The following is a 20,947-nucleotide window of genomic DNA, read 5'->3' on the forward strand; positions in this document are numbered from 1 at the left end:
GACGTGATCAAGACCTCGGACTGGATCGTCGACATGGGGCCGGAAGGCGGCGCCGAGGGCGGAACGGTTGTCGCGGAAGGCACACCGGAGGACGTCGCGGCGGTGCCGGAGAGCTACACCGGGAAGTTTCTCGCCGAGGTGATCGGCCGCATCCCCGAAACATCCAGTGCTCCGCGACGATCGAACCGGCGTCGCAAAGTCACCGCCTGAGCCTGGATCAACCCTCCTCGGGCCGCATCGACTCCCGGATCTGGGCCAGTCGCTCGGCCGCCGCGCGCTGGCGTTCGTCGTACTGTTCGTCGACCGATCGGCCCTCGGGTGATTCCGCGTCGAGTTCGGCGGCGCCTTGCGCGGTGGCGTAGCGGGTCTCGATCTGGTCGCGCACCGATTCAAAGGTCGGCACATCGGCGTCGTCGTATTCCGGGCCGGGGCCGGTGGAGCTGGAAGCGGAGTCTTCGTCGGGCATGCCGTCACGGTACTGCCAGGGCTGATCGCAATATCGCGGGCTCCGAGGTGACCCCCGTGACGGTGGGCCCTAGCGCGACTGACGCTCGAAATATCGAACCACACCGCATGTGCCCGTCGCCGCGTCCAGATCGGGACCAGGATCAGTGGTGTGCTCGCCCATCGGGTCCAGGCGCTCCACGGATGGCAGTGCCGCGCGAAGACCGCACGCCGAACGCGCGCGACGGACCACACAGGCGCTATCGCTTGGCGGTGTTGGAGTGCTCGGCGGGAACGACCACCGGGGTGGCGGCGACCGGCGCGGACGCGGCGGGCAACGGCGTGCGCGGAATCCCCGGGGTGCCCAGCTCCCCGGCGAGCCAGGGCAGCGAAGTCGCGAACACGCGGTCCGCGAACGGCCAGTCGTGCTTGCCCGGCTGCGGCACCACCGCGCAGTCGATTCCGTTGGAGCGGCCGAGCGCACAGAGCGAATAGGCCGCAGCGGTCTGATTGCCCGGATTGGCGGCCGCGTCGCGTCCGGCGACGCGGATGGCGCCGCTGTCGGTCAGCTGGAGGTCACGCCGTGGGGCCGGCGGGCCGTCGGACGAAATCGCGAACCAGCCGGCCACGTCACGGTAGGGCCCGTGCCGGTTGATCACCGTGGTCGGATCGAAAGCCGCCCAGGCGTCGGCGTTTCCGCCGAACAGCCTGGCGATGGTTTGGGCCTTATTGCCGGCATTGGGAAAGAAATCGCCGGCGACGTCGACGAACGCGCTGAACAGATCGGGGTGCATGACGGTCAGATCCACGGCGCAGGTCCCGCCCATCGACCAGCCCGTGACGCCCCAGTTGGCCCGCTGCGGGCTGACGCCGAAAGTCGAAACCATGAAAGGCACAACATCTTTGGTCAGGTGGTCGGCCGCGTTGCCCCGAACCCCGTTGACGCATTCGGTGTCGTTGTTGAACGCGCCGCCGGAATCCACGAACACCAACACCGGCGCCTTGCCGTCGTGCGCGGCCGCGAAGTCGTCGATCGTCTTGACGGCGTTGCCCGCACGCGTCCAGTCCGCCGGCGTGTTGAACTGGCCGCCGATCATCATCACGGTCGGCAGCGGCGGCGGTGGGGTGGTGGTGAACCACTCGGGCGGCAGGTAGACCAGCTCGCCCCGGTGTTTGAAGTGCGATCCGTCCGACGGGATCGCCACCGGTACCACGGTGCCGTGCGGTGGTCGGGTTCCCTTGGCGGCCATGGCGGTAACCGTCGCCTGATCGGTCTGATCGGGCAGCGGACCCGACGTCAGCTGGCTCCACGCCGACTGCACGGTAGGGAAGTAGCCCACCCAGAGGTTGAGCATGAGCGACGTGCTGAGCAGGCACAGGGGTACGGCCAGCACCGCGGCGCCACGCCGCCAGCGGCGCGCGGTGCGCCAGCCCAGGAGCAGGACCGCCGCCGCCATGCCCGTCAGCGTGATCCAAATCCACAGGGCCGCCGGGGCGGGGTCATCGGAGAGCCCGCGGTCGACGATGTACCAGTGCGTCAGGTAGGCCGCGACCCCGCCGCTCAGCGCGGCGGCCGGCAACCACACCGTGCGCCAACGGCGCGACCGCCAGCCGACCGCCGACGTCAGCACCACCGCGGCGAACACCTGGATCGTCGTCGGCACCCAGCCGTGCATAAGCGAGGTGTGGCTACTTGCCAGGAGCTGCGCGGGCGCGCTGTCCATCGTGGCTGTCACGTGACTCATTGTGATCTATCGGTAACCTGCCCGGAACATATTTGCCGAATGTTCGCTTTGGGCTTTCTGAACGGTTGGGGGCCTCCGCTAATGCGGCTTGGCCAGCGGAAATGGCAAGGTTTCGCGGATGCTGCGGCCCGTTATGAGCATGACGAGCCGATCGATGCCCATCCCCAGCCCGCCGGTGGGCGGCATCGCGTATTCCATCGCCTGCAGGAAGTCTTCGTCGAGCTCCATTGCCTCGGGATCCCCGCCGGCAGCTAACAGCGACTGCTCTTGCAGACGCCGCCGCTGCTCGACCGGATCGGTCAGCTCGCTGTAGGCGGTGGCCAGCTCGATACCCCACGCCACCAGGTCCCACCGCTCGGCGACGCCGGGCTCGCTGCGGTGCGGCCGAGTCAGGGGGGACACCGATGTCGGAAAGTCGATGTAGAACGTCGGGTCTTCGGTCCGGTCCTCGACCAGGTGCTCGTACAGTTCCAGCACCACCGCGCCGGCATCCCAATGTGCCCGATACGGAACGTGCGCGGCATCGGACAGCTTACGCAGGACGGGCAGCGACGTGGCCGAGTCGATGCGCTCGCCGAGCGCTTCGGACACGGCGTCATGGACGGTCTTTACCGCCCAGACCCCGGAGATGTCGACCGGTTCCAGCCGGCCGTCGGCCCCGGCGGCGCCGTGCCGCATCACTACCTGCTCGCCGTGCGCGGCTTTGGCGGCGTTCTGGATGAGCTCACGACAGCCGTCGATCCACACCTTGTAGTCGGCGTGGGCCTGGTAGGCCTCCAGCAGGGTGAATTCCGGGTTGTGGCTGAAGTCGACACCCTCGTTGCGGAAGGCTCGGCCCAATTCGAAGACTCGCTCCACGCCGCCCACACACAGCCGCTTCAGGTAGAGCTCCGGCGCGATGCGCAGGAACAGGTCAAGGTCGTAGGTGTTGATGTGCGTGACGAAGGGCCGGGCGGTGGCTCCCCCGTGGATCTGCTGCAGGATCGGGGTCTCGACCTCGATGAAGTCCTTGGCGAACAGCGTCTGCCTGACCGAGCGCAACACCTCGCTGCGCGCCTTGATCAACTCACGCGACTCGGGATTGACGGCCAGGTCGACGTAGCGGCTCCGCACCCGCGCCTCCGGGTCGGTCAGCCCCTTCCACTTGTTCGGCAACGGCCGCAGGCACTTACCGATCATCCGCCAGTCGGCGACGATCAGCGAGCGGCTTCCCTTCTTGGAAAAGCCCATGTGCCCGGACACCTCGACCAGGTCGCCCAGGTCGATGGCCGCGGTGAAGTCGGCGGTCCGTCCCCGCTGAAGCTGCGAATTGTCCAGCAGCACTTGCATTTCCCCCGACCAGTCACGCAGCTGGGCGAACAGCACCCCGCCGTAGTCGCGGATCCGCAAAATCCTGCCCGAGACGGTGATCTCGTCCTGGTCGTGTGCGTCGAGCGCCTTCGCCACGGTGTGGCTGGGCGGAGCTCCGACCGGATACGCGTCGACGCCGTCGCGCCGCAATATCTTCAGCTTGGCCAGCCGCACGCGAACCTGTTCGGGCAGACGAGACCTGAATTCCTCCTCGTCGGCGGACTCGCGGCGCTCCCGCAGCCCGCTGACGTCCGGGGCGCTGCCATCGTGATGTAGGAGTCCGGATTCCGCCAATCGCTGCGGGACGGCGGGGTAATGGCCGGTGTGCGTCTTGCGACGGCCGAACGGGAACGCCAGGAATCCCTCGGCGAGCGCCGAAGCAACGCCCACCCGCGGGATCAGGCGGGCGTCCTCGTAGCAGGCGTAGCGCGGCACCCAATCCGGTTGGTACTTCATGTTCGAGCGGTACAGGGTCTCCAGCTGCCACCACCGCGAGAAGAACAGCAGCAGTCCCCGCCACAGCCGGGCGACCGGCCCGGCGCCGAGCTGGGCACCCTGTTCGAACGCCGAGCGGAACATCGCAAAGTTCAGTGAAATACGGGTGATGCCAAGGGCTTCGGCGTTGAGCGCCAGGTCGCTGACCATCAGCTCGATGGTGCCGTTGGGGGACTGCGGCGAACGGCGCATCAAGTCCAGGGAGACGCCGGTGGTGCCCCACGGAACCAGCGACAGCATCGCCACGACACTGTCGTCGCGGTCCAGCGCTTCGACTAGCAGGCAGTCGCCGTCGGCGGGGTCACCGAGCCGGCCCAGCGCCATGGAAAAGCCACGCTCGGTCTGGGTGTCCCGCCAGGCGTCTGCGCGGGCGATGGTGTCGGCCATCGCGTCGGCGGCGATGTCGCGGTGTCGCCGGATCCGCACGGTCAACCCCGCCCGACGGGCCCGGGTTACGGCCTGACGTACCCCGCGCATGTCGGGACCGGACAGCTTGAAATCGGATGTCCGCAGGATGGCTTCGTCGCCGAGCTCGAGCGCGTTCAGACCGCCTTCGCGATACGCCCGCGCCCCCTGGGTGCTGGCGCCCATCACACCGGGTGCCCAGCCGTAGGTCTGGCACAGACCCAACCAGGCGTCGACGGCCTGCGGCCAGGCCCTGGGATCACCGATCGGGTCGCCGCTGGCCAGGCAGACGCCGATCTCGACCCGGTAGGTGATGGCGGAGCGCCCGCTCTGGGCGAAGACCACCGACTTGTCGCGGCGGGTGGCGAAGTAGCCCAACGAGTCGTTCTTGCCGTAGAGCTCGAGCAGCCCGCGAATCGCCGATTCGTCCTCACCGGTCAGCGCGTTCTCCGCGCGCTGGGATTGAAAAAGCACGATCGTCGCCAAGATCAGCGCCAGCGCACCGAACAAACCGAAGATCGCGTTGAGGAACACGTGCGGCCGTCCGGTGAACAGATCCGGATCCGCCAGCGCGAACCCGACCACCCGGTTGGCCACATACGGCAACCGGTCCGGGCGGGCAAGGGTCCCCGGGAACAACTCGACCAGACCCCAGGACAGCAGGATCCCCACCACGTCGCCGGCGACCAGCACCGCGGCCGCCTTGACGAGTGCTCCCTTGCGGACCTTGGCCCAGAACTCCCGGTAGGCCAACACCAGCAGGACGATCGCCACGATGTGTAGGGCGAACCCGAGGTTCTCGCCGAAGATCTGGGCGGCGGTGTTGTCGCCCGCAGCGATGTCGGCGGCGTTGAGCGCCGCGGCCAGAATCATGTTGGCCAGCAACAGCAGCCAGGCGATGCGCTTACGCGCGGTCAGGGCCGCGGCCAGCAGGGCCAGGATGAACGACCACGCGATGCTGGTGTCCGGGAAGTTGAACAGATAGTCGTTGATGAACTCCCGCGGCACTTTGATCAGGTACCTGATCAGCGGGGACACGCTCCCGAGCAGTGACACGGTGGCGATGACGCCGACGGTCCACCCAGCCGCCGCCGGCACCCAGCGATACCGCGAGTTCGACCGGCCGCCGGGCCCCACACGCGGTCCCGAACGAGGCGATGCGAGTGTCACAGACCGCGAGGATATGCGCTCAATCCGTGAAAAGCTTGTCGAAGCGCTCAGTGTGGCGGGCACGAGTTTGGACATGTTTTCGGGCCGGGTTGCGGCCCGTTGCAGCCCGGTCGTCCGGCCGAAGTGCTAAAAGCCACCTCAAGGCTGCTAAACTGGCGCCTGCGACCATCCCGGCGAATGCCAGGAACAGTTAAGTGGAGTCCCACTCCCACCGCGAGCCGATGAAATCCCTGTGCGGATCTTCCAAGGTTCGGCGGTCCGGTCACAGGCATCGCGGATGCCTGTTCCGCGGGCAACGCGGGCGGCTTGAGTAGTTTCCAGCCGTGATCGGTCGGCATTGGGCCCTGCTTGTGCAGGGCTTTTTTGCTAGTGGTGTGGTGTCTCCGCCGCTGATTCCCGGGACCGACCCAGGCGGTCGTCACCGCAGGACATAGAGAAGCCCAACAAGGGAGGCCCCATCAGCACTGAGACCCGCGTCAACGAGCGCATTCGCGTACCTGAAGTCCGATTGATCGGCCCAGGGGGAGAGCAGGTAGGCATAGTGCGCATCGAGGACGCACTGCGCGTCGCTGCGGACGCCGATCTCGACCTCGTCGAAGTTGCCCCCAACGCCAGACCACCGGTCTGCAAGATCATGGACTACGGCAAGTTCAAATACGAAGCGGCGCAGAAGGCGCGCGAATCCCGCCGGAACCAGCAGCAGACCGTCGTCAAAGAACAAAAGCTGCGACCGAAGATCGACGATCACGACTACGAGACCAAAAAAGGTCATGTCATCCGCTTCCTGGAAGCGGGATCGAAGGTGAAGGTCACCATCATGTTCCGCGGACGTGAGCAGTCGCGGCCCGAACTGGGCTATCGGTTGCTCCAGCGCCTGGGTGCGGACGTGGCCGAATACGGCTTCGTCGAAACGTCCGCCAAGCAGGACGGCCGCAACATGACGATGGTGCTGGCACCGCATCGCGGCGCGAAGACTCGCGCCAAGGCGCGGCATCCGGAAGGACCCGGGGGCGGCGCGGCATCGGACGACGATGCGGCCGCCGAAGCCGAACCTTCGGCGAACTGACCCACGCGAGACTCCCGAGAGCTCGAGTACTCCATAGAACAGAGGAAACATGCCCAAAGCCAAGACCCACAGCGGGGCGTCAAAGCGGTTCCGGCGCACCGGAACCGGCAAGATCGTTCGCCAGCAGGCCAACCGTCGGCATCTGCTCGAGCACAAGCCGACCAAGCGGACCCGCCGCCTCGACGGCCGAACGACTGTGTCGGCCAACGACACCAAGCGTATTAACAGCCTGCTGAACGGCTGACCACCGCGCCGGCCAGACCCGCATGGCGAGCTGGCACGGCGACCCGACCAACTAATTTTGAACGAGAGTAGGAACATCCAATGGCACGCGTGAAGCGGGCGGTCAACGCCCACAAAAAGAGGCGCAGCATCCTGAAGGCCTCGAAGGGCTATCGCGGCCAGCGATCCCGGCTCTACCGCAAGGCCAAAGAGCAGCAACTTCATTCACTGAACTACGCCTACCGCGACCGTCGTGCGCGCAAGGGCGAGTTCCGCAAACTGTGGATCTCGCGCATCAACGCGGCGGCACGCGCCAATGACATCACCTACAACCGGCTGATCCAGGGCCTCAAGGCCGCCGGTGTGGAAGTGGACCGTAAGAACCTGTCCGACATCGCGATCGCCGACCCGGCCGCCTTCACGGCGCTGGTCGACATCGCGCGTGCGGCCCTGCCCGATGATGTCAACGCTCCCTCGGATTCGGGAGAAGCGGCCTAACCCGAGACGGCGCGGACCGGCCAGGTGCTGACCGAACGTTCGGCCAGGGTCGCCGCGGCGATCAAGTTGCACCGCCACGTCGGCCGCCGGCGGGCGGGTCGATTCCTCGCCGAAGGCCCCAACCTCGTCCAGGCCGCCGCCCGCGGCGGCCTGGTTCGCGAAGTCTTTGTCACCGAAGTCGCCCAGCAGCGGCATGCGTCGCTGCTGGCGACTCTGGATTCCGCGCGATGCCCGGTGCACCCGGTCACTGAGCGCGCGGCGAAAGCGCTGTCCGACACCGTCACACCGGCCGGACTGGTCGCCGTATGCGAAACGCCGGCGACCCGGCTTCAGGACGTGTTGGCCGGCACGCCTGCGCTGGTCGCGGTCGCCGTCGAAATCAGCGAGCCGGGCAACGCGGGCACCCTCATTCGCCTCGCCGATGCGATGGGCGCGGCGGGCGTGATCCTGGGCGGCCACAGCGTCGACCCGTACAACGGCAAGTGCTTGCGCGCGTCGGCCGGCAGCATCTTCTCGCTACCGGTCGCCGTCGCGCCCGACACGCTCGCCGCCCTCGACGCATTGCGCGCGGCGGGCCTGCGACTGCTCGCCACCACAGTGGACGGTGAGACGCGGCTCGACGAGGCCACCGAATTGCTCGGCGCACCGACGGCGTGGCTGTTCGGCCCCGAATCACATGGTCTGCCAATCGAAATCGCGGCGGCGGCGGACCACCGGATGCGCATCCCCATGGCCGGCGGCGCGGAGAGCCTGAATGTGGCGTCGGCCGCGGCCATCTGTCTGTATCAGAGCGCGCGGGCGCTGGGCCTGCCTACGCGGCCCTAGCCGGCCGTTTCGGCCGGCCCAGCCCCGCGCGCAGCCCGGCCAGCGACAGCGTCGTATGCACCAGGGATCCTGCGCGTTCCATCAAAGCCCGGGCGGGTTGCAGTGCGGGGTCGAGTGGCGACCTGGGCGGTGGGGGAAAGTAATGCATCGGCAGCCCGCGGCGGTCGCGCGGCGGCGCCATGAACGGCGGGGCCTCGACCAGCGGGGCGTCGCTGGGCAGCCGTCCCTCGGCCCGGCGATAGGCGGCCAGCGCCCGCGGGTGCAGCCGGATCTCGTCGGGCACCGCCAGGAAAGCGAGTTCGACGACCTTGCCGAACAGTCGCAGCAACACCTCGTCGCCCGGGGTCCAGTGCATGCCGGCCTTCTCGCGCACCGCGGGTTCGAAGAGTCCGGCCGCGATCCAGCGCTGGCCGGCGACCAGCGGTTTGAAGAGCTGGTCCCAGATGGGTTGCGGCATCAACACGAATTTCGGCTTCGGGATTCGCATCTGGAAGATGTCCAGCGTCGCCCGGTTGATTTCCAGGGTGTCGCGGCCGGTGCGCTCCCAGTACTCCTGAAATTCCTCCCACGATTCGGGTACCGGCCGCATGCTCACCCCGTACATCCGGTACCACTGCACGTGCTCCGCGAACAGCTGGCGCTTCTCGGCCTCGGTCAGGCCGCCGCAGAAGTACTCGGCCACCTTGACGATCAGCATGAAAAACGTGGCGTGCGCCCAGTAGAAGGTCGCCGGGTTGAGCGCGTGATAGCGCCGCCCGGCGGGGTCAGTTCCCTTGATGGTGTGGTGGTAGTTGGTGATCTGCCGGCCGGTCTGCGATGCCCGGTCACCGTCGTAGACCACGCCCATGATCGGGTAGACCGAACGGGCGACCCGCTGCAACGGCTCCCGCAGCAGGATCGAATGCTCCTCGACGGCCGCGCCGAGTTCGGGGTACATGTTCTGGATTGCTCCGATCCAGACACCCATCATTCCGGTGCGCAGATCGCCAAAATACTTCCAGGTCAGGGAATCTGGGCCGAGCGGATCAGCGGATTCCGAACCGCAAGTGTTCACAGTGCCAGTCATCGCGGCCTCCTGCTCCAGTTGGCTCACGATAACTTTGACAACGCACGTTGTCTACTATTTCGGGGCGTGTTCGCGTTGGTGTTATCGAGCTTCCACATCGGTGTGGCGCCACCGTGATCAGGCGCTTTGCTGCGAGATGTGACACATAGGGTGGAACTGCCCGGCACTGTCGTTGCCTGCCTGGAACGAAAGCAAATAACCTGGCCAGGTGGAACTCGCGCGGCGCGATCTGGACCGGGGTGAGCCCGACGAGACCCAGGCGCAATCCGCTCCGCACCGCTCTCCGGTACACAGCGCGACTCAATGGCTGCACAGCCGCAACCGCAGTCCCGGGGCGGTGGCGTTCATCCGGCGTGCGCGCCGACTGCTGCCCGGCGACCCCGAGTTCGGCGATCCGCTGTCCACCGCGGGCGACGGCGGTCCGCGCGCCGCGGCGCGCGCGGCCGATCGGCTGCTGGGGGACGGCGACGCGGTGTCCCGCGAGGTCAGCCTCGGGGTGCTGCAGCTGTGGCAGGCGCTGACCGAGGGGGTGTCGCGCCGGCCGGCCAATCCGGAGGTGACGCTGGTCTTCACTGACCTGGTCGGCTTCTCGACATGGGCCCTGCAGGCCGGCGACGACGCGGCCCTCGCGCTGCTCCGGCAGGTGGCGCGGGCCCTCGAGCCACCGCTGCTCGACGCCGGCGGACACATCGTCAAACGAATGGGCGACGGCCTCATGGCGGTATTCGGCGATCCGACTGTCGCCATGCGGGCGGTGCTGGCCGCCAAGGAGGCGCTGAAATCGGTCGAAGTGGCAGGTCACACCCCCCGGATGCGGGTCGGGATCCACACCGGGCGACCGCAGCGGCTGGCGGCCGACTGGCTTGGCGTCGATGTGAATATCGCCGCACGAGTTATGGAAAGAGCCACCAAGGGTGGAATCATGGTGTCGAGTTCAACGTTGGATCTCATACCGCAAAGCGAGTTGGACGCGTTGGGCGTCGAGGCCAAACGCACGAGGAAGCCGGTCTTCGCGCCGAAGCCCGCCGGCATTCCCGACGATTTGGCGATTTATCGCCTCAAGACTCTTAAGGAGTTGTCAGGCCCTGATGACACAGCTGAAGCAGAACCGCAGCAATAATGGATGTCAATGTTAGGTGGCATCGTTTCCCGGCTGGCCCGGGTCCAATTCACGCTGGGGTACGCGGCGCTGCTGCTTGGTATCAGTTGCGCCATCCTGGCCCTCGGCCCGCACGCGCATGACGTCATCGTCCAGCGCGCCAGCACCAACGTGCACAACCTGGCCCACGGCCACCTGGGAACGCTGCTGGGCAGCGCGCTGGTGGTCGACGCCGGCCCGCTCTACTTCTGGCTGCCCTTCCTGACCTGCCTGCTGGCGTTGGCCGAGCTTCACCTGCGCACCATTCGGCTGGTGGTGGCCTTCTTTGTCGGCCACATCGGTGCGACGCTGCTGGTGACCGCCGCGCTGGCCGCGTCGGTCGAGTTCGGCTGGTTGCCTTTGTCGATCACCCGGGCCAGCGACGTTGGAATGAGCTACGGCGCCCTGGCCGTTCTCGGCGCGATGACGGCCGTGATTCCCGCCCGCTGGCGGGCCGCCTGGGTCGGCTGGTGGGTCTCGGCGGGCATCGTTTCGGCGGTCGTCGGCGGTGATTTCACCGATGCCGGTCACACCGTCGCCGTGATCCTCGGCGTGCTGGTGTCCGCCCGGTTCCGGCACCCGATCCACTGGACGCCGGCGCGTTACCTGATGCTGGCGGCGTCGTCGGGCTTCGGATTCCTGGTGCTGGCCCACCACTGGGGGACCCTGGCGGCGACACCGGTGTTCGGCCTCGTCGGCGCGTTCGTCGCCTACCAGCTGGCGAAGTTGGCCGGCGGTCGACGCCTTCGGGCCATGCCGCTCGAGGTTGGCGACACGCCGGCCGACCCGCAGCCAGCCGGCGTCGGCTAAGCCACTCCACCGCCGGCCGCTGTGCTTGGGCGGCGCTGGCCGCTCAACTGCCCAGCGCCCGCCGGGCGCCACGCGTCGGATCACTATGATCAGCACTTGCCGCTGGGCAACTTGCAGCCAACCAACAGCCAAGGAGAGTGTCGCCGCGTGGGTGATCAACCCGTCGACCTGTCGCCGGAAGCCCTGGCCCAAGCGGTCAGCGCAGCCCGGCGGGCGTTCACGCGTGCAGGCGATCTCGACACGCTAACGCGCGTCAAAACCGAGCATCTCGGTGACCGCTCACCGCTGGCGCTGGCGCGCCAGGCGCTGGGTGGGGTCCCCAAGGACGAGCGTGCCGACGCCGGCAAGCGGGTCAACGCCGCCCGAACCGAAGCCCAGCAAGGCTACGACGAGCGACTCGCGGCCCTGCGCGCCGAACGCGACGCCGCGGTGCTGGTCGCCGAAGGCATCGACGTCACGCTGCCCTCGACGCGGCAACCGACCGGCGCCCGGCACCCGATCACGATCCTGGCCGAACACATCGCCGACACCTTCATCGCCATGGGTTGGGAACTGGTGGAGGGCCCCGAGGTCGAGACCGAGCAGTTCAACTTCGACGCGCTCAACTTCCCGTCCGACCACCCCGCCCGCAGCGAACAGGACACCTTCTACATCGCGCCCGACGATTCCCGGCAACTGCTGCGCACCCACACCTCGCCGGTGCAGGTGCGCACCCTGCTCGCCCGCGAGCTGCCCGTCTACATCGTCTCGATCGGCCGCACGTTTCGCACCGACGAACTTGACGCCACCCACACGCCGGTATTCCACCAGGTCGAGGGCCTGGCGGTGGACCGCGGCCTGACCATGGCGCAGCTGCGGGGAACGCTGGATGCGTTCGCGCGCTCCGAGTTCGGTCCCGAGGCGCGCACCCGGATCCGGCCGCACTTCTTCCCGTTCACCGAACCGTCCGCCGAGGTCGACGTATGGTTCGTCGGCAAGAAGGGCGGCGCCGGCTGGGTGGAGTGGGGCGGCTGCGGGATGGTGCATCCAAACGTGTTGCGCGCCACCGGAATTGACCCGGATGTCTACTCCGGCTTCGCATTCGGCATGGGGCTGGAACGGACGCTGCAGTTCCGCAACGGGATTCCGGACATGCGCGACATGGTCGAGGGCGACGTCCGCTTCTCGCTGCCGTTCGGGGTGGGTGCCTGATGCGCGTTCCGTACAGCTGGCTACGTGAGATCGTGGCGGCAGGCGCGCCGGATTGGGACGTCGCCCCCGCGGAGCTCGAGCAGACGCTGGTGCGCATCGGCCACGAGGTCGAAGAGGTCGCCACCCTCGGGCCGGTCGAGGGCCCGCTGACCGTGGGCCGGGTCACCGCCATCGAAGAACTCCCCGGTTTCAAAAAGCCGATCCGGTTCTGCCACGTCGACGTGGGCGAGGGCAACGACCACGAAATCGTCTGCGGCGCAACCAACTTCGCTGTAGGGGACCTCATCGTTGCGGCGCTTCCCGGCACCACGTTGCCCGGCGACTTCACCATCACCGCCCGAAAGACCTACGGTCGCAACTCCGACGGAATGATCTGCTCGGCAGCAGAACTCGGCCTGGGCACCGACCAATCCGGGATCCTGGTGCTGCCGCCGGGCACCGCCGACCCGGGAGCCGACGGCGTGGGGGTGCTGGGACTCGACGACGTGATCTTCCACCTGGCGATCACGCCCGACCGCGGCTACTGCATGTCGCTGCGCGGCTTGGCCCGTGAGGTCGCCTGCGCCTACGACCTGAACTACGTCGATCCGGCCGGCAGCGAGGTGGTCAAGGTGCTGCCGGTCAACGGCGAGGCGTGGCCGCTGACCGTGCAGCCCGGCACCGGGGTGCGGCGGTTCGCGCTGCGCCCGGTCATCGGCATCGACCCCGCGGCCGTGTCGCCGTGGTGGCTGCAGCGCCGGCTGCTGTTGTCCGGCATCCGCGCGGCCTCCCCGCCGGTCGACGTGACCAACTACGTGATGCTCGAACTCGGTCACCCCATGCATGCCCACGATCGCAAACGGATCACCGGAAGCTTCGGCGTGCGGTTCGCCCGGCCCGGCGAGACCGTCGTGACCCTCGACGGCGTCGAGCGCAAACTCGAGCCGGCCGACGTCCTCATCGTCGACGACACGGCGACCACCGCGATCGGCGGCGTGATGGGCGCGGCGAGCACGGAGGTGCGCGCCGATTCGACCGACGTGCTGCTCGAGGCCGCGGTCTGGGACCCCGCGGCCGTCTCGCGCACCCAGCGCAGGCTGCACTTGCCCAGCGAAGCCGCCCGCCGCTACGAGCGGGGAGTGGATCCGGCGATCTCGGTGGTCGCGCTGGACCGGTGCGCCGCGCTGCTCGCCGACATCGCGGGCGGGGCGGTCTCCGACGGCCTGACCGATTGGCGCGGTGACCCGCCAGTCGGCACCTCGGCCGCCGACTGGGCTGGGTCGCCCATCGAGATCGCCGTCGACCTGCCGGATCGCGTCGCCGGGGTGGGCTATGCCTCGGGCACGATCGTTAAGCGGCTCACCCAGATCGGCGCCGACGTGGCGGGCCTAAAGGAGGGGCACCGGGGAGTGGTGCTGACGGTGACCCCGCCCAGCTGGCGGCCCGACCTCGTGCAGCCCGCCGACCTCGTCGAGGAGGTGCTGCGGCTCGAGGGGCTGGAACTCATCCCATCGGTGTTGCCGTCGGCGCCTGCCGGCCGGGGCCTGTCCGCCGTGCAAAAGCGCCGCCGCGCCATCGGCAAGTCCCTGGCCCAGTCCGGTTACGTCGAGATCTTGCCGACTCCGTTTTTGCCTGCCGGCGTGTTCGACCTGTGGGGCTTGGCGGCCGACGACCCGCGGCGCACGACCACCAAGGTGCTCAACCCGCTGGAAGCCGACCGTCCGCAGCTGGCCACCACGCTGTTGCCCGCACTGCTGGAAGCCTTGGTGCGCAACGTCTCTCGTGGCCTGGTCGACATCTCGCTGTATGCCCTGGCGCAGGTGGTCCTGCCGACGGCGGAAACCCGCGCGGCGGAGCTCATTCCCGTCGACCGCCGGCCCACCGATGCCGAGATCGCTGCGCTCGACGCGTCGTTGCCGCGGCAACCGGAGCACGTGGCGGCGGTGCTGACCGGCCTGCGCGAGCACCGCGGACCCTGGGGTCCCGGCCGCCGCGCCGAGGCTGCCGACGCGTTCGAGGCGGTGCGCATCATCGCCCGCGCCAGCGGTATCGACGTGCGGTTGCGCGCGGCGCAGTGCCTGCCGTGGCATCCGGGGCGGTGCGCCGAAGTGCTCGTCGGGGACACCCCGGTGGGTTATGCGGGCCAGCTGCATCCCGCGGTGATCGAGCGCTCCGGGCTGCCCAAGGGCACCTGCGCCCTCGAGATGAATCTGGACGCGATGCCCATCCCGCTGACGCTGCCCGCGCCCCGGGTGTCGCCGTTCCCGGCCGTCTTCCAGGACGTCAGCCTGGTGGTGCCCGCACACGTACCGGCTCAGGCGGTGGCCGACGCGGTACGCGAGGGCGCCGGCGAGCTGCTCGAAGACCTTCAATTGTTCGACGTGTTCACCGGCCCGCAGATCGGCGAGGACCGCAAATCGCTGACCTTCGCGCTGCGGTTCCGCGCACCCGACCGCACGCTCACCGAGGACGACGCCACCGCGGCCCGCGACGCCGCGGTCCGCCGCGCCGCCGAGGCGGTCGGCGCGGAGCTACGCGCCTAGTGGAATGGATTTGCAAACCACTGCATAACCATGCAGAATCGGCGGAATGGCCGACGGGATGAAGGTGGCGGTTGCCGGTGCCAGCGGCTACGCCGGCGGTGAAATCCTACGCCTGCTGCTCGGGCACCCCGCCTACGCGCACGGGCGTCTCACGATAGGCGCGGTGACCGCGGCCGCCAGCGCCGGCAGCACGCTCGGTGAGCACCACCCGCACCTGACACCGCTGGCCCAGCGCGTGGTCGAACCGACCGAGCTCGACGTGCTCGCCGGCCACGAGGTGGTGTTCCTGGCCTTGCCGCACGGCCACTCGGCTGCGCTGGCCGAACAGCTCGGCCCCGACACTCTGATCATCGACTGCGGCGCCGATTTCCGGCTCACCGACTCCTCCGCATGGGAGCGGTTCTACGGATCGCCTCACGCCGGCAGCTGGCCGTACGGGTTGCCGGAGCTCCCCGGTGCGCGCGAGCGGCTGCGCGGCACCCGCCGCATCGCGGTCCCGGGCTGCTACCCGACCGCGGCGCTGCTGGCATTGCTGCCGGCGGTGGCCGAGGACCTCATCGAGCCCGCCGTCACCGTCGTCGCCGTCAGCGGCACCTCCGGGGCCGGCCGCGCCGCCAAGACCGACCTGCTGGGCGCGGAGGTCATCGGCTCGGCGCGGGCCTACAACATCGCCGGGGCGCATAGGCACACCCCCGAGATCGCTCAGGGCCTGGGCGCGGTCACCGGTCGCGACGTCACCGTGTCATTCACCCCGGTGCTCATCCCGACGTCGCGCGGCATCCTGGCGACGTGCACCGCGCGCACCCGCACGCCGCTGCCGCAGCTACGGGAAGCCTACGAAAAGGCCTACCACTCAGAACCTTTCATCTACCTGATGCCCGAAGGGCAACTGCCCCGCACCGGGGCCGTGATCGGCAGCAACGCTGCGCACATCGCCGTCGCGGTCGACGAGGCGGCGAACACGTTCGTGGCGATCGCCGCGATCGACAACCTGGTCAAGGGAACGGCCGGCGCCGCCGTGCAGTCGATGAACCTGGCGTTGGGTTGGCCGGAGACAGACGGCCTTTCGGTGATCGGGGTGGCGCCGTGACGCGCCCCGGCGACGATGATGCCGGCGTAGCCGGGATCGGAGGAGTGGCGCTATGACGCGGGCCGCCGCGCAAGCGCGGTTGCTGCGCGAACAAGGCGTCACCGCGCCGGCCGGATTCCGGGCCGCCGGCATCGCCGCCGGGATCAAGGCCTCGGGCAATCGCGACCTGGCCTTGGTCTTCAACGAAGGACCCGACTACGCGGCGGCCGGGGTGTTCACCCGCAACAAGGTCAAAGCCGCGCCGGTGCTGTGGAGCCAGCAGGTGCTGAGCACCGGCGCGCTGCGCGCGGTGATCCTCAACTCCGGCGGCGCCAACGCCTGCACCGGACCGGGCGGATTCCAGGACACACACGCCACCGCAGAAGCCGTCGCGGCCGCGTTGTCGGACTGGGGAACCGAGACCGGCGCCATCGAGGTCGCGGTGTGCTCGACGGGGTTGATCGGTGACCGGTTGCCGATGGACACCGTGCTCGCCGGGGTGCGCACGGTCGTGCAGGAGATGGCCGGCGGCCTGTCCGGCGGCGACGAGGCGGCCCAGGCGATCATGACCACCGATACCGTGCCCAAACAGGTTGCGCTGCACCATCCGGGCAACTGGACGGTCGGCGGAATGGCCAAGGGCGCCGGCATGCTCGCACCGTCACTGGCAACGATGCTGTGCGTGCTCACCACCGACGCGGCCGTCGACGCCGCGGCGCTGGACTCCGCACTGCGCCACGCCAGCACCCGCACCTTTGACCGGCTCGACATCGACGGCGCCTGCTCGACCAACGACACAGTGCTGCTGCTCACTTCGGGGGCCAGCGGAATCGCGCCCAGCCAGGCCGACCTCGACGAGGCCGTGCTGCAGGTCTGCGACGACCTGTGCGCCCAGCTGCAGGCCGACGCCGAGGGCGTCACCAAGCGGGTCAATGTCACCGTGCAGGGGGCAGTCTCCGAGGACGACGCCCTGGTCGCCGCCCGGACAATTGCCCGCGACTCTCTGGTCAAGACGGCGGTGTTCGGCTCGGACCCCAACTGGGGCCGGGTGCTGGCCGCCGTCGGCATCGCGCCCATCGCCCTGGATCCAGACCGGATTACTGTGTCATTCAACGACTTTGCGGTCTTCTCCCACGGGACCGGAGCGCCGGGTGCGCGTGCGGTGGACCTCTCGGGACCCGACATCGACATCACGGTCGATCTGGGGCTCGGTGACGGCCGGGTCACCGTGCGGACCACCGACCTGTCGCACGGCTACGTCGAAGAGAATTCGGCGTACAGCTCATGAGCTCCTCGACCGAAGCGCTGCCCACCGCGGTCAAGGCGCAGGTGCTCGCCGAAGCCCTGCCCTGGCTCAAGCAGCTGCACGGCAAGATCGTCGTCATCAAATACGGCGGCAACGCCATGACCGACGACACGCTGCGGCACGCCTTCGCCGCCGACATGGCTTTCCTGCGCAACTGCGGCATCCATCCCGTGGTGGTGCACGGCGGCGGCCCCCAGATCAGCGCGATGCTGCGCAGGCTCGGCATCCCCGGGGACTTCAAGGGCGGATTCCGGGTCACCACACCGGAGGTGCTCGACGTGGCGCGGATGGTGTTGTTCGGCCAAGTCGGCCGCGAACTGGTCAACCTGATCAACGCGCACGGACCGTATGCCGTCGGCATCACCGGCGAGGACGCCCAGCTGTTCACCGCCGTGCGGCGCAGAGTCACCGTGGACGGCGTGGCCACCGACATCGGCCTGGTCGGCGACGTCGAACGGGTCAGCACCGCCGCGGTGCTGGATCTGATTGCCGCACGGCGTATTCCGGTGGTGTCGACGCTGGCGCCGGATGCCGAAGGCGTGGTGCACAACATCAACGCCGACACCGCCGCCGCGGCGCTGGCCGAAGCGCTGTGCGCCGAGAAGCTGTTGATGCTCACCGATGTCGAAGGCCTGTACACGAGCTGGCCCGACCGCGGTTCGCTGGTGAGCGAAATCGATACTGCCACATTGTCGCAACTGCTACCCACGCTGGAAGCGGGCATGATCCCCAAAGTCGAGGCCTGTCTGCGCGCAGTGTCCGCGGGCGTGCCGAGCGCGCACGTCATCGACGGGAGGGTCGAACACTGTGTGCTGGTGGAGCTTTTCACCGACGCGGGCACCGGAACCAAGGTGGTGGGCGTGTGACGGCGACGACACAGAGCGCAGCGATGAAGAGGAGCGTCACCATTGGCTAAAACCCGCACCGACGCCATTAAGCAGCGGTGGGAAGCCGTGATGATGGACAACTACGGCACCCCGCCGATGGCTTTGGCGAGCGGCGACGGCGCCGTGGTCACCGATGTGGACGGGAAGACCTACCTCGACCTGCTCGGCGGCATCGCGGTCAACGTCCTGGGCCACCGCCACCCCGCGATCATCGAGGCGGTCACCCACCAGATGTCGACGCTGGGCCACACCTCCAATCTGTATGTCACCGAACCGAGTGTCGCACTCGCCGAAGAGCTCGTCGCCCTGCTGGGCGCCGGTAACGAATCCGGCACCGCGGCGCGGGTGTTCTTCTGCAACTCCGGAACCGAGGCCAATGAGGTGGCGTTCAAGCTGTCACGGCTCACCGGACGCACCAAACTGGTTGCCGCACAAGAGGCTTTCCACGGCCGAACCATGGGTTCGCTGGCGCTGACCGGTCAGCCGAGCAAGCAGGCGCCGTTCGCGCCGCTGCCCGGCGACGTCACTCACGTGCCGTACGGCGACACGGACGCACTGGCCGCCGCGGTCAACGACGCCACTGCCGCCGTGTTTTTGGAACCGATCATGGGGGAGAGCGGCGTCGTCGTCCCGCCCGAGGGATACCTCGTCGCCGCACGCGACATCACCGCGCGGCACGGGGCGCTGCTGGTGCTCGACGAGGTACAGACCGGGATGGGCCGCACCGGAACGTTTTTCGCCCATCAGCATGACGGCATCACCCCGGACGTGGTGACGCTGGCCAAGGGGCTCGGCGGCGGTCTGCCCATCGGCGCCTGCCTGGCCATCGGCCCGGCTGCAGACCTGATGACCCCCGGCCTGCACGGCAGCACCTTCGGCGGCAACCCGATCTGCGCGGCGGCGGCGCTCGCGGTGCTGCGGGTGCTGGCCGATGAGAACCTGGTCCGGCACGCCGAGGCGCTGGGTAAGTCGTTGCGCCGCGGCATCGAGGCGCATGCCCACCCGCTGATCGACCACGTGCGCGGCCGGGGGCTGCTCTGCGGCGTGGCGCTCACAGCGCCGCACGCCAAGGGCGCCGAGGCGGCCGCACGCCGCGCCGGGTTCCTGGTCAACGCGGCCGCGCCTGATGTCCTCCGGCTGGCGCCGCCGCTGATCATCACCGAAGCCCAGGTCGACGGCTTCGTCGCGGCGCTGCCGGGCATACTCGATGAATCCGCCGGAGCCGCAGCATGACTCGCCACTTCCTTCGCGACGACGACCTGTCGCCCGCCGAGCAGGCCGAGGTGCTGCAGCTGGCGACCGAATTGAAGAAGGACCCGCTGCGCGCCCGTCCGCTGGAGGGCCCGCGCGGGGTCGCGGTCCTGTTCGACAAGAACTCCACCCGCACCCGGTTCTCGTTCGAGGTGGGTATCGCCCAGCTCGGCGGGCACGCCGTCGTCGTCGACGCCCGCAGCACCCAGCTGGGCCGCGACGAAACCCTCGAGGACACCGCCCGGGTGCTATCGCGCTACGTCGAGGCCATCGTCTGGCGGACGTTCGGCCAGGAGCGTCTCGAGGCGATGGCCGCGACCGCGACGGTGCCGGTGGTCAACGCGCTCTCCGACGAATTCCATCCCTGCCAGGTGCTCGCCGATCTGCAGACCATCGCCGAACGCAAGGGCTCGCTGACCGGTTTGCGGATGACCTATTTCGGTGACGGCGCCAACAACATGGCCCACTCGCTGATGCTCGGTGGCGTCACGGCCGGCATTCACCTCACCGTCGCGGCCCCGGACGGCTTCGCCCCCGACCCGGCGTTCGTGACGGCGGCCCGGCGGCGCGCCGAGGACACCGGAGCCTCGGTCACCGTCACCGCCGACGCCGACGCGGCCGCGCGCGGCGCCGACGTCCTGGTCACCGACACCTGGACGTCGATGGGGCAGGAGGGCGACGGGCTGGACCGCCTCACGCCGTTTCGGGCCTACCAGATCAACGCCCGCCTGCTGTCCCTGGCCGACCCGGAAGCCATTGTGCTGCACTGTCTTCCGGCTCACCGCGGCGACGAGATCACCGACGAGGTGATGGACGGGCCGGCCAGCGTGGTCTGGGACGAGGCCGAAAACCGGTTGCACGCCCAAAAAGCGCTGCTGGCGTGGCTGCTGGAGTGGCGCCGTTGACTAGGTCGAAAACCACACCCGAAACCACCCGGGCCGGCCGGCAGGCGCGCATCGTGGCCATCCTGTCGTCGGCCGAGGTGCGCAGCCAAAGCGAACTGGCCTCGCTGCTGGCCGACGACGGCATCGACGTCACCCAGGCCACCCTGTCGCGGGACCTGGAAGAGCTGGGCGCGGTGAAGCTGCGCGGCGCCGACGGTGGCGTCGGCGTCTACATGGTCCCCGAGGACGGCAACCCGGTGCGCGGGGTATCCGGCGGCACCGCAAGGCTGTCCCGGCTGCTGAGCGAACTGCTGGTGTCGGCCGACGCCAGCGCCAACCTCGCGGTGCTGCGCACCCCGCCCGGCGCGGCGCACTATCTGGCCAGCGCGATCGACCGCGCTGCACTGCCGTATGTGGTCGGCACCATCGCCGGCGACGACACCATCCTGGTGGTGGCGCGTGAGCCGATGACCGGCGCTGAACTGGCCACCACCATGGAGAACCTGCAATAAGGCAGTTAGACAAGGAGATTGGTCACATGTCCGAACGCGTCATCTTGGCGTATTCCGGCGGTCTTGACACATCGGTGGCGATCAGCTGGAT

At 68.7% G+C, this 20,947-nt stretch carries 19 protein-coding genes and 1 pseudogene; 16 read left to right on the forward strand and 4 right to left on the reverse strand.

All coding sequences use genetic code 11. The features are described from left to right. Nucleotides 1-210: hypothetical protein (locus VFW69_RS17530; protein ID WP_526502891.1), on the forward strand; the 210-nt coding region annotated here is incomplete at its 5' end. Nucleotides 211-217: 7 nt separating this feature from the next. On the opposite strand, the gene VFW69_RS17535 is transcribed toward VFW69_RS17530, so the two are convergent. The 3 genes from VFW69_RS17535 to lysX form a co-directional block, all read right to left on the reverse strand. Next, a complete protein-coding gene (locus VFW69_RS17535; RefSeq protein WP_526502893.1) occupies nucleotides 218-466 on the reverse strand; it encodes a hypothetical protein in 249 nt (82 codons plus the stop codon). A 238-nt stretch (nucleotides 467-704) separates the two neighbouring features. Beyond that, a complete protein-coding gene (locus VFW69_RS17540) occupies nucleotides 705-2,189 on the reverse strand; it encodes an alpha/beta hydrolase (protein WP_526502895.1) in 1,485 nt (494 codons plus the stop codon). 78 nt (nucleotides 2,190-2,267) lie between these two features. Then, on the reverse strand, nucleotides 2,268-5,609 hold the full coding sequence (gene lysX, locus VFW69_RS17545) for a bifunctional lysylphosphatidylglycerol synthetase/lysine--tRNA ligase LysX (RefSeq protein ID WP_526502897.1): 3,342 nt from the start codon (nucleotides 5,607-5,609) through the stop codon (nucleotides 2,268-2,270). A 457-nt stretch (nucleotides 5,610-6,066) separates the two neighbouring features. Here lysX and infC point away from each other — a divergent pair, with 457 nt between their 5' ends. The 4 genes from infC to VFW69_RS17565 all read left to right on the forward strand — a co-directional run bounded on the left by infC (nucleotide 6,067) and on the right by VFW69_RS17565 (nucleotide 8,220). Beyond that, nucleotides 6,067-6,675 (forward strand): translation initiation factor IF-3, encoded by a 609-nt coding sequence (gene infC / locus VFW69_RS17550; protein WP_526502920.1) that lies wholly within the window; start codon nucleotides 6,067-6,069, stop codon nucleotides 6,673-6,675. 49 nt (nucleotides 6,676-6,724) lie between these two features. Then, entirely contained in the window at nucleotides 6,725-6,919 is a 195-nt protein-coding gene (rpmI, locus tag VFW69_RS17555) for a 50S ribosomal protein L35 (RefSeq protein ID WP_499983523.1), read from the forward strand. Nucleotides 6,920-6,999: 80 nt separating this feature from the next. After that, nucleotides 7,000-7,395, forward strand: a complete 396-nt coding sequence (rplT, locus tag VFW69_RS17560; RefSeq protein WP_526502900.1) for a 50S ribosomal protein L20 — start codon at nucleotides 7,000-7,002, stop codon at nucleotides 7,393-7,395. A gap of 24 nt (nucleotides 7,396-7,419) precedes the next feature. Beyond that, nucleotides 7,420-8,220, forward strand: coding sequence for a TrmH family RNA methyltransferase (locus VFW69_RS17565; RefSeq protein ID WP_526502902.1), 801 nt, complete (start codon nucleotides 7,420-7,422; stop codon nucleotides 8,218-8,220). Here VFW69_RS17565 and VFW69_RS17570 read toward each other — a convergent pair. Next, entirely contained in the window at nucleotides 8,207-9,274 is a 1,068-nt protein-coding gene (locus VFW69_RS17570) for an oxygenase MpaB family protein (protein WP_526502922.1), read from the reverse strand. The two genes, VFW69_RS17565 and VFW69_RS17570, sit on opposite strands and share 14 nt — an antisense overlap. Before the next feature lie 220 nt (nucleotides 9,275-9,494). Here VFW69_RS17570 and VFW69_RS17575 point away from each other — a divergent pair, with 220 nt between their 5' ends. The 11 genes and pseudogenes from VFW69_RS17575 to VFW69_RS17625 all read left to right on the forward strand — a co-directional run. Beyond that, complete coding sequence (locus tag VFW69_RS17575; protein ID WP_526502904.1) at nucleotides 9,495-10,406, forward strand: adenylate/guanylate cyclase domain-containing protein; 912 nt, start codon at nucleotides 9,495-9,497, stop codon at nucleotides 10,404-10,406. A 9-nt stretch (nucleotides 10,407-10,415) separates the two neighbouring features. Then, on the forward strand, nucleotides 10,416-11,234 hold the full coding sequence (locus VFW69_RS17580; RefSeq protein ID WP_526502924.1) for a rhomboid-like protein: 819 nt from the start codon (nucleotides 10,416-10,418) through the stop codon (nucleotides 11,232-11,234). Between the two features lie 147 nt (nucleotides 11,235-11,381). Further along, entirely contained in the window at nucleotides 11,382-12,425 is a 1,044-nt protein-coding gene (gene pheS, locus VFW69_RS17585; protein ID WP_526502906.1) for a phenylalanine--tRNA ligase subunit alpha, read from the forward strand. After that, nucleotides 12,425-14,947 carry a phenylalanine--tRNA ligase subunit beta gene (gene pheT / locus VFW69_RS17590; protein WP_526502908.1) on the forward strand — a complete coding sequence of 841 codons (2,523 nt, stop codon included), beginning with the start codon at nucleotides 12,425-12,427 and terminating at the stop codon, nucleotides 14,945-14,947. The genes pheS and pheT overlap by 1 nt, the downstream gene beginning before the upstream one ends. Nucleotides 14,948-14,977: 30 nt before the next feature. Next, nucleotides 14,978-16,037, forward strand: a pseudogene (gene argC, locus VFW69_RS17595) (N-acetyl-gamma-glutamyl-phosphate reductase). A 52-nt stretch (nucleotides 16,038-16,089) separates the two neighbouring features. After that, nucleotides 16,090-17,304: a bifunctional glutamate N-acetyltransferase/amino-acid acetyltransferase ArgJ gene (gene argJ / locus VFW69_RS17600; RefSeq protein ID WP_526502910.1), complete on the forward strand. Its 1,215-nt coding sequence runs from the start codon at nucleotides 16,090-16,092 to the stop codon at nucleotides 17,302-17,304. Then, complete coding sequence (gene argB, locus VFW69_RS17605) at nucleotides 17,301-18,188, forward strand: acetylglutamate kinase (RefSeq protein ID WP_526502912.1); 888 nt, start codon at nucleotides 17,301-17,303, stop codon at nucleotides 18,186-18,188. The genes argJ and argB overlap by 4 nt, the downstream gene beginning before the upstream one ends. A gap of 42 nt (nucleotides 18,189-18,230) precedes the next feature. Further along, nucleotides 18,231-19,442, forward strand: a complete 1,212-nt coding sequence (locus VFW69_RS17610; protein ID WP_526502914.1) for an acetylornithine transaminase — start codon at nucleotides 18,231-18,233, stop codon at nucleotides 19,440-19,442. Continuing rightward, nucleotides 19,439-20,365, forward strand: coding sequence for an ornithine carbamoyltransferase (argF, locus tag VFW69_RS17615; RefSeq protein ID WP_526502916.1), 927 nt, complete (start codon nucleotides 19,439-19,441; stop codon nucleotides 20,363-20,365). Before VFW69_RS17610 ends, argF begins: the two co-directional genes overlap by 4 nt. After that, nucleotides 20,362-20,856, forward strand: coding sequence for an arginine repressor (locus VFW69_RS17620; RefSeq protein ID WP_526502918.1), 495 nt, complete (start codon nucleotides 20,362-20,364; stop codon nucleotides 20,854-20,856). Before argF ends, VFW69_RS17620 begins: the two co-directional genes overlap by 4 nt. Nucleotides 20,857-20,882: 26 nt before the next feature. Continuing rightward, nucleotides 20,883-20,947 (forward strand): hypothetical protein (locus VFW69_RS17625; protein ID WP_526502926.1); only part of this gene is annotated, 65 nt, incomplete at its 3' end.

It is taken from the genome of Mycobacterium sp., assembly GCF_036273375.1.
Taxonomy (GTDB): Bacteria; Actinomycetota; Actinomycetes; order Mycobacteriales; family Mycobacteriaceae; genus Mycobacterium.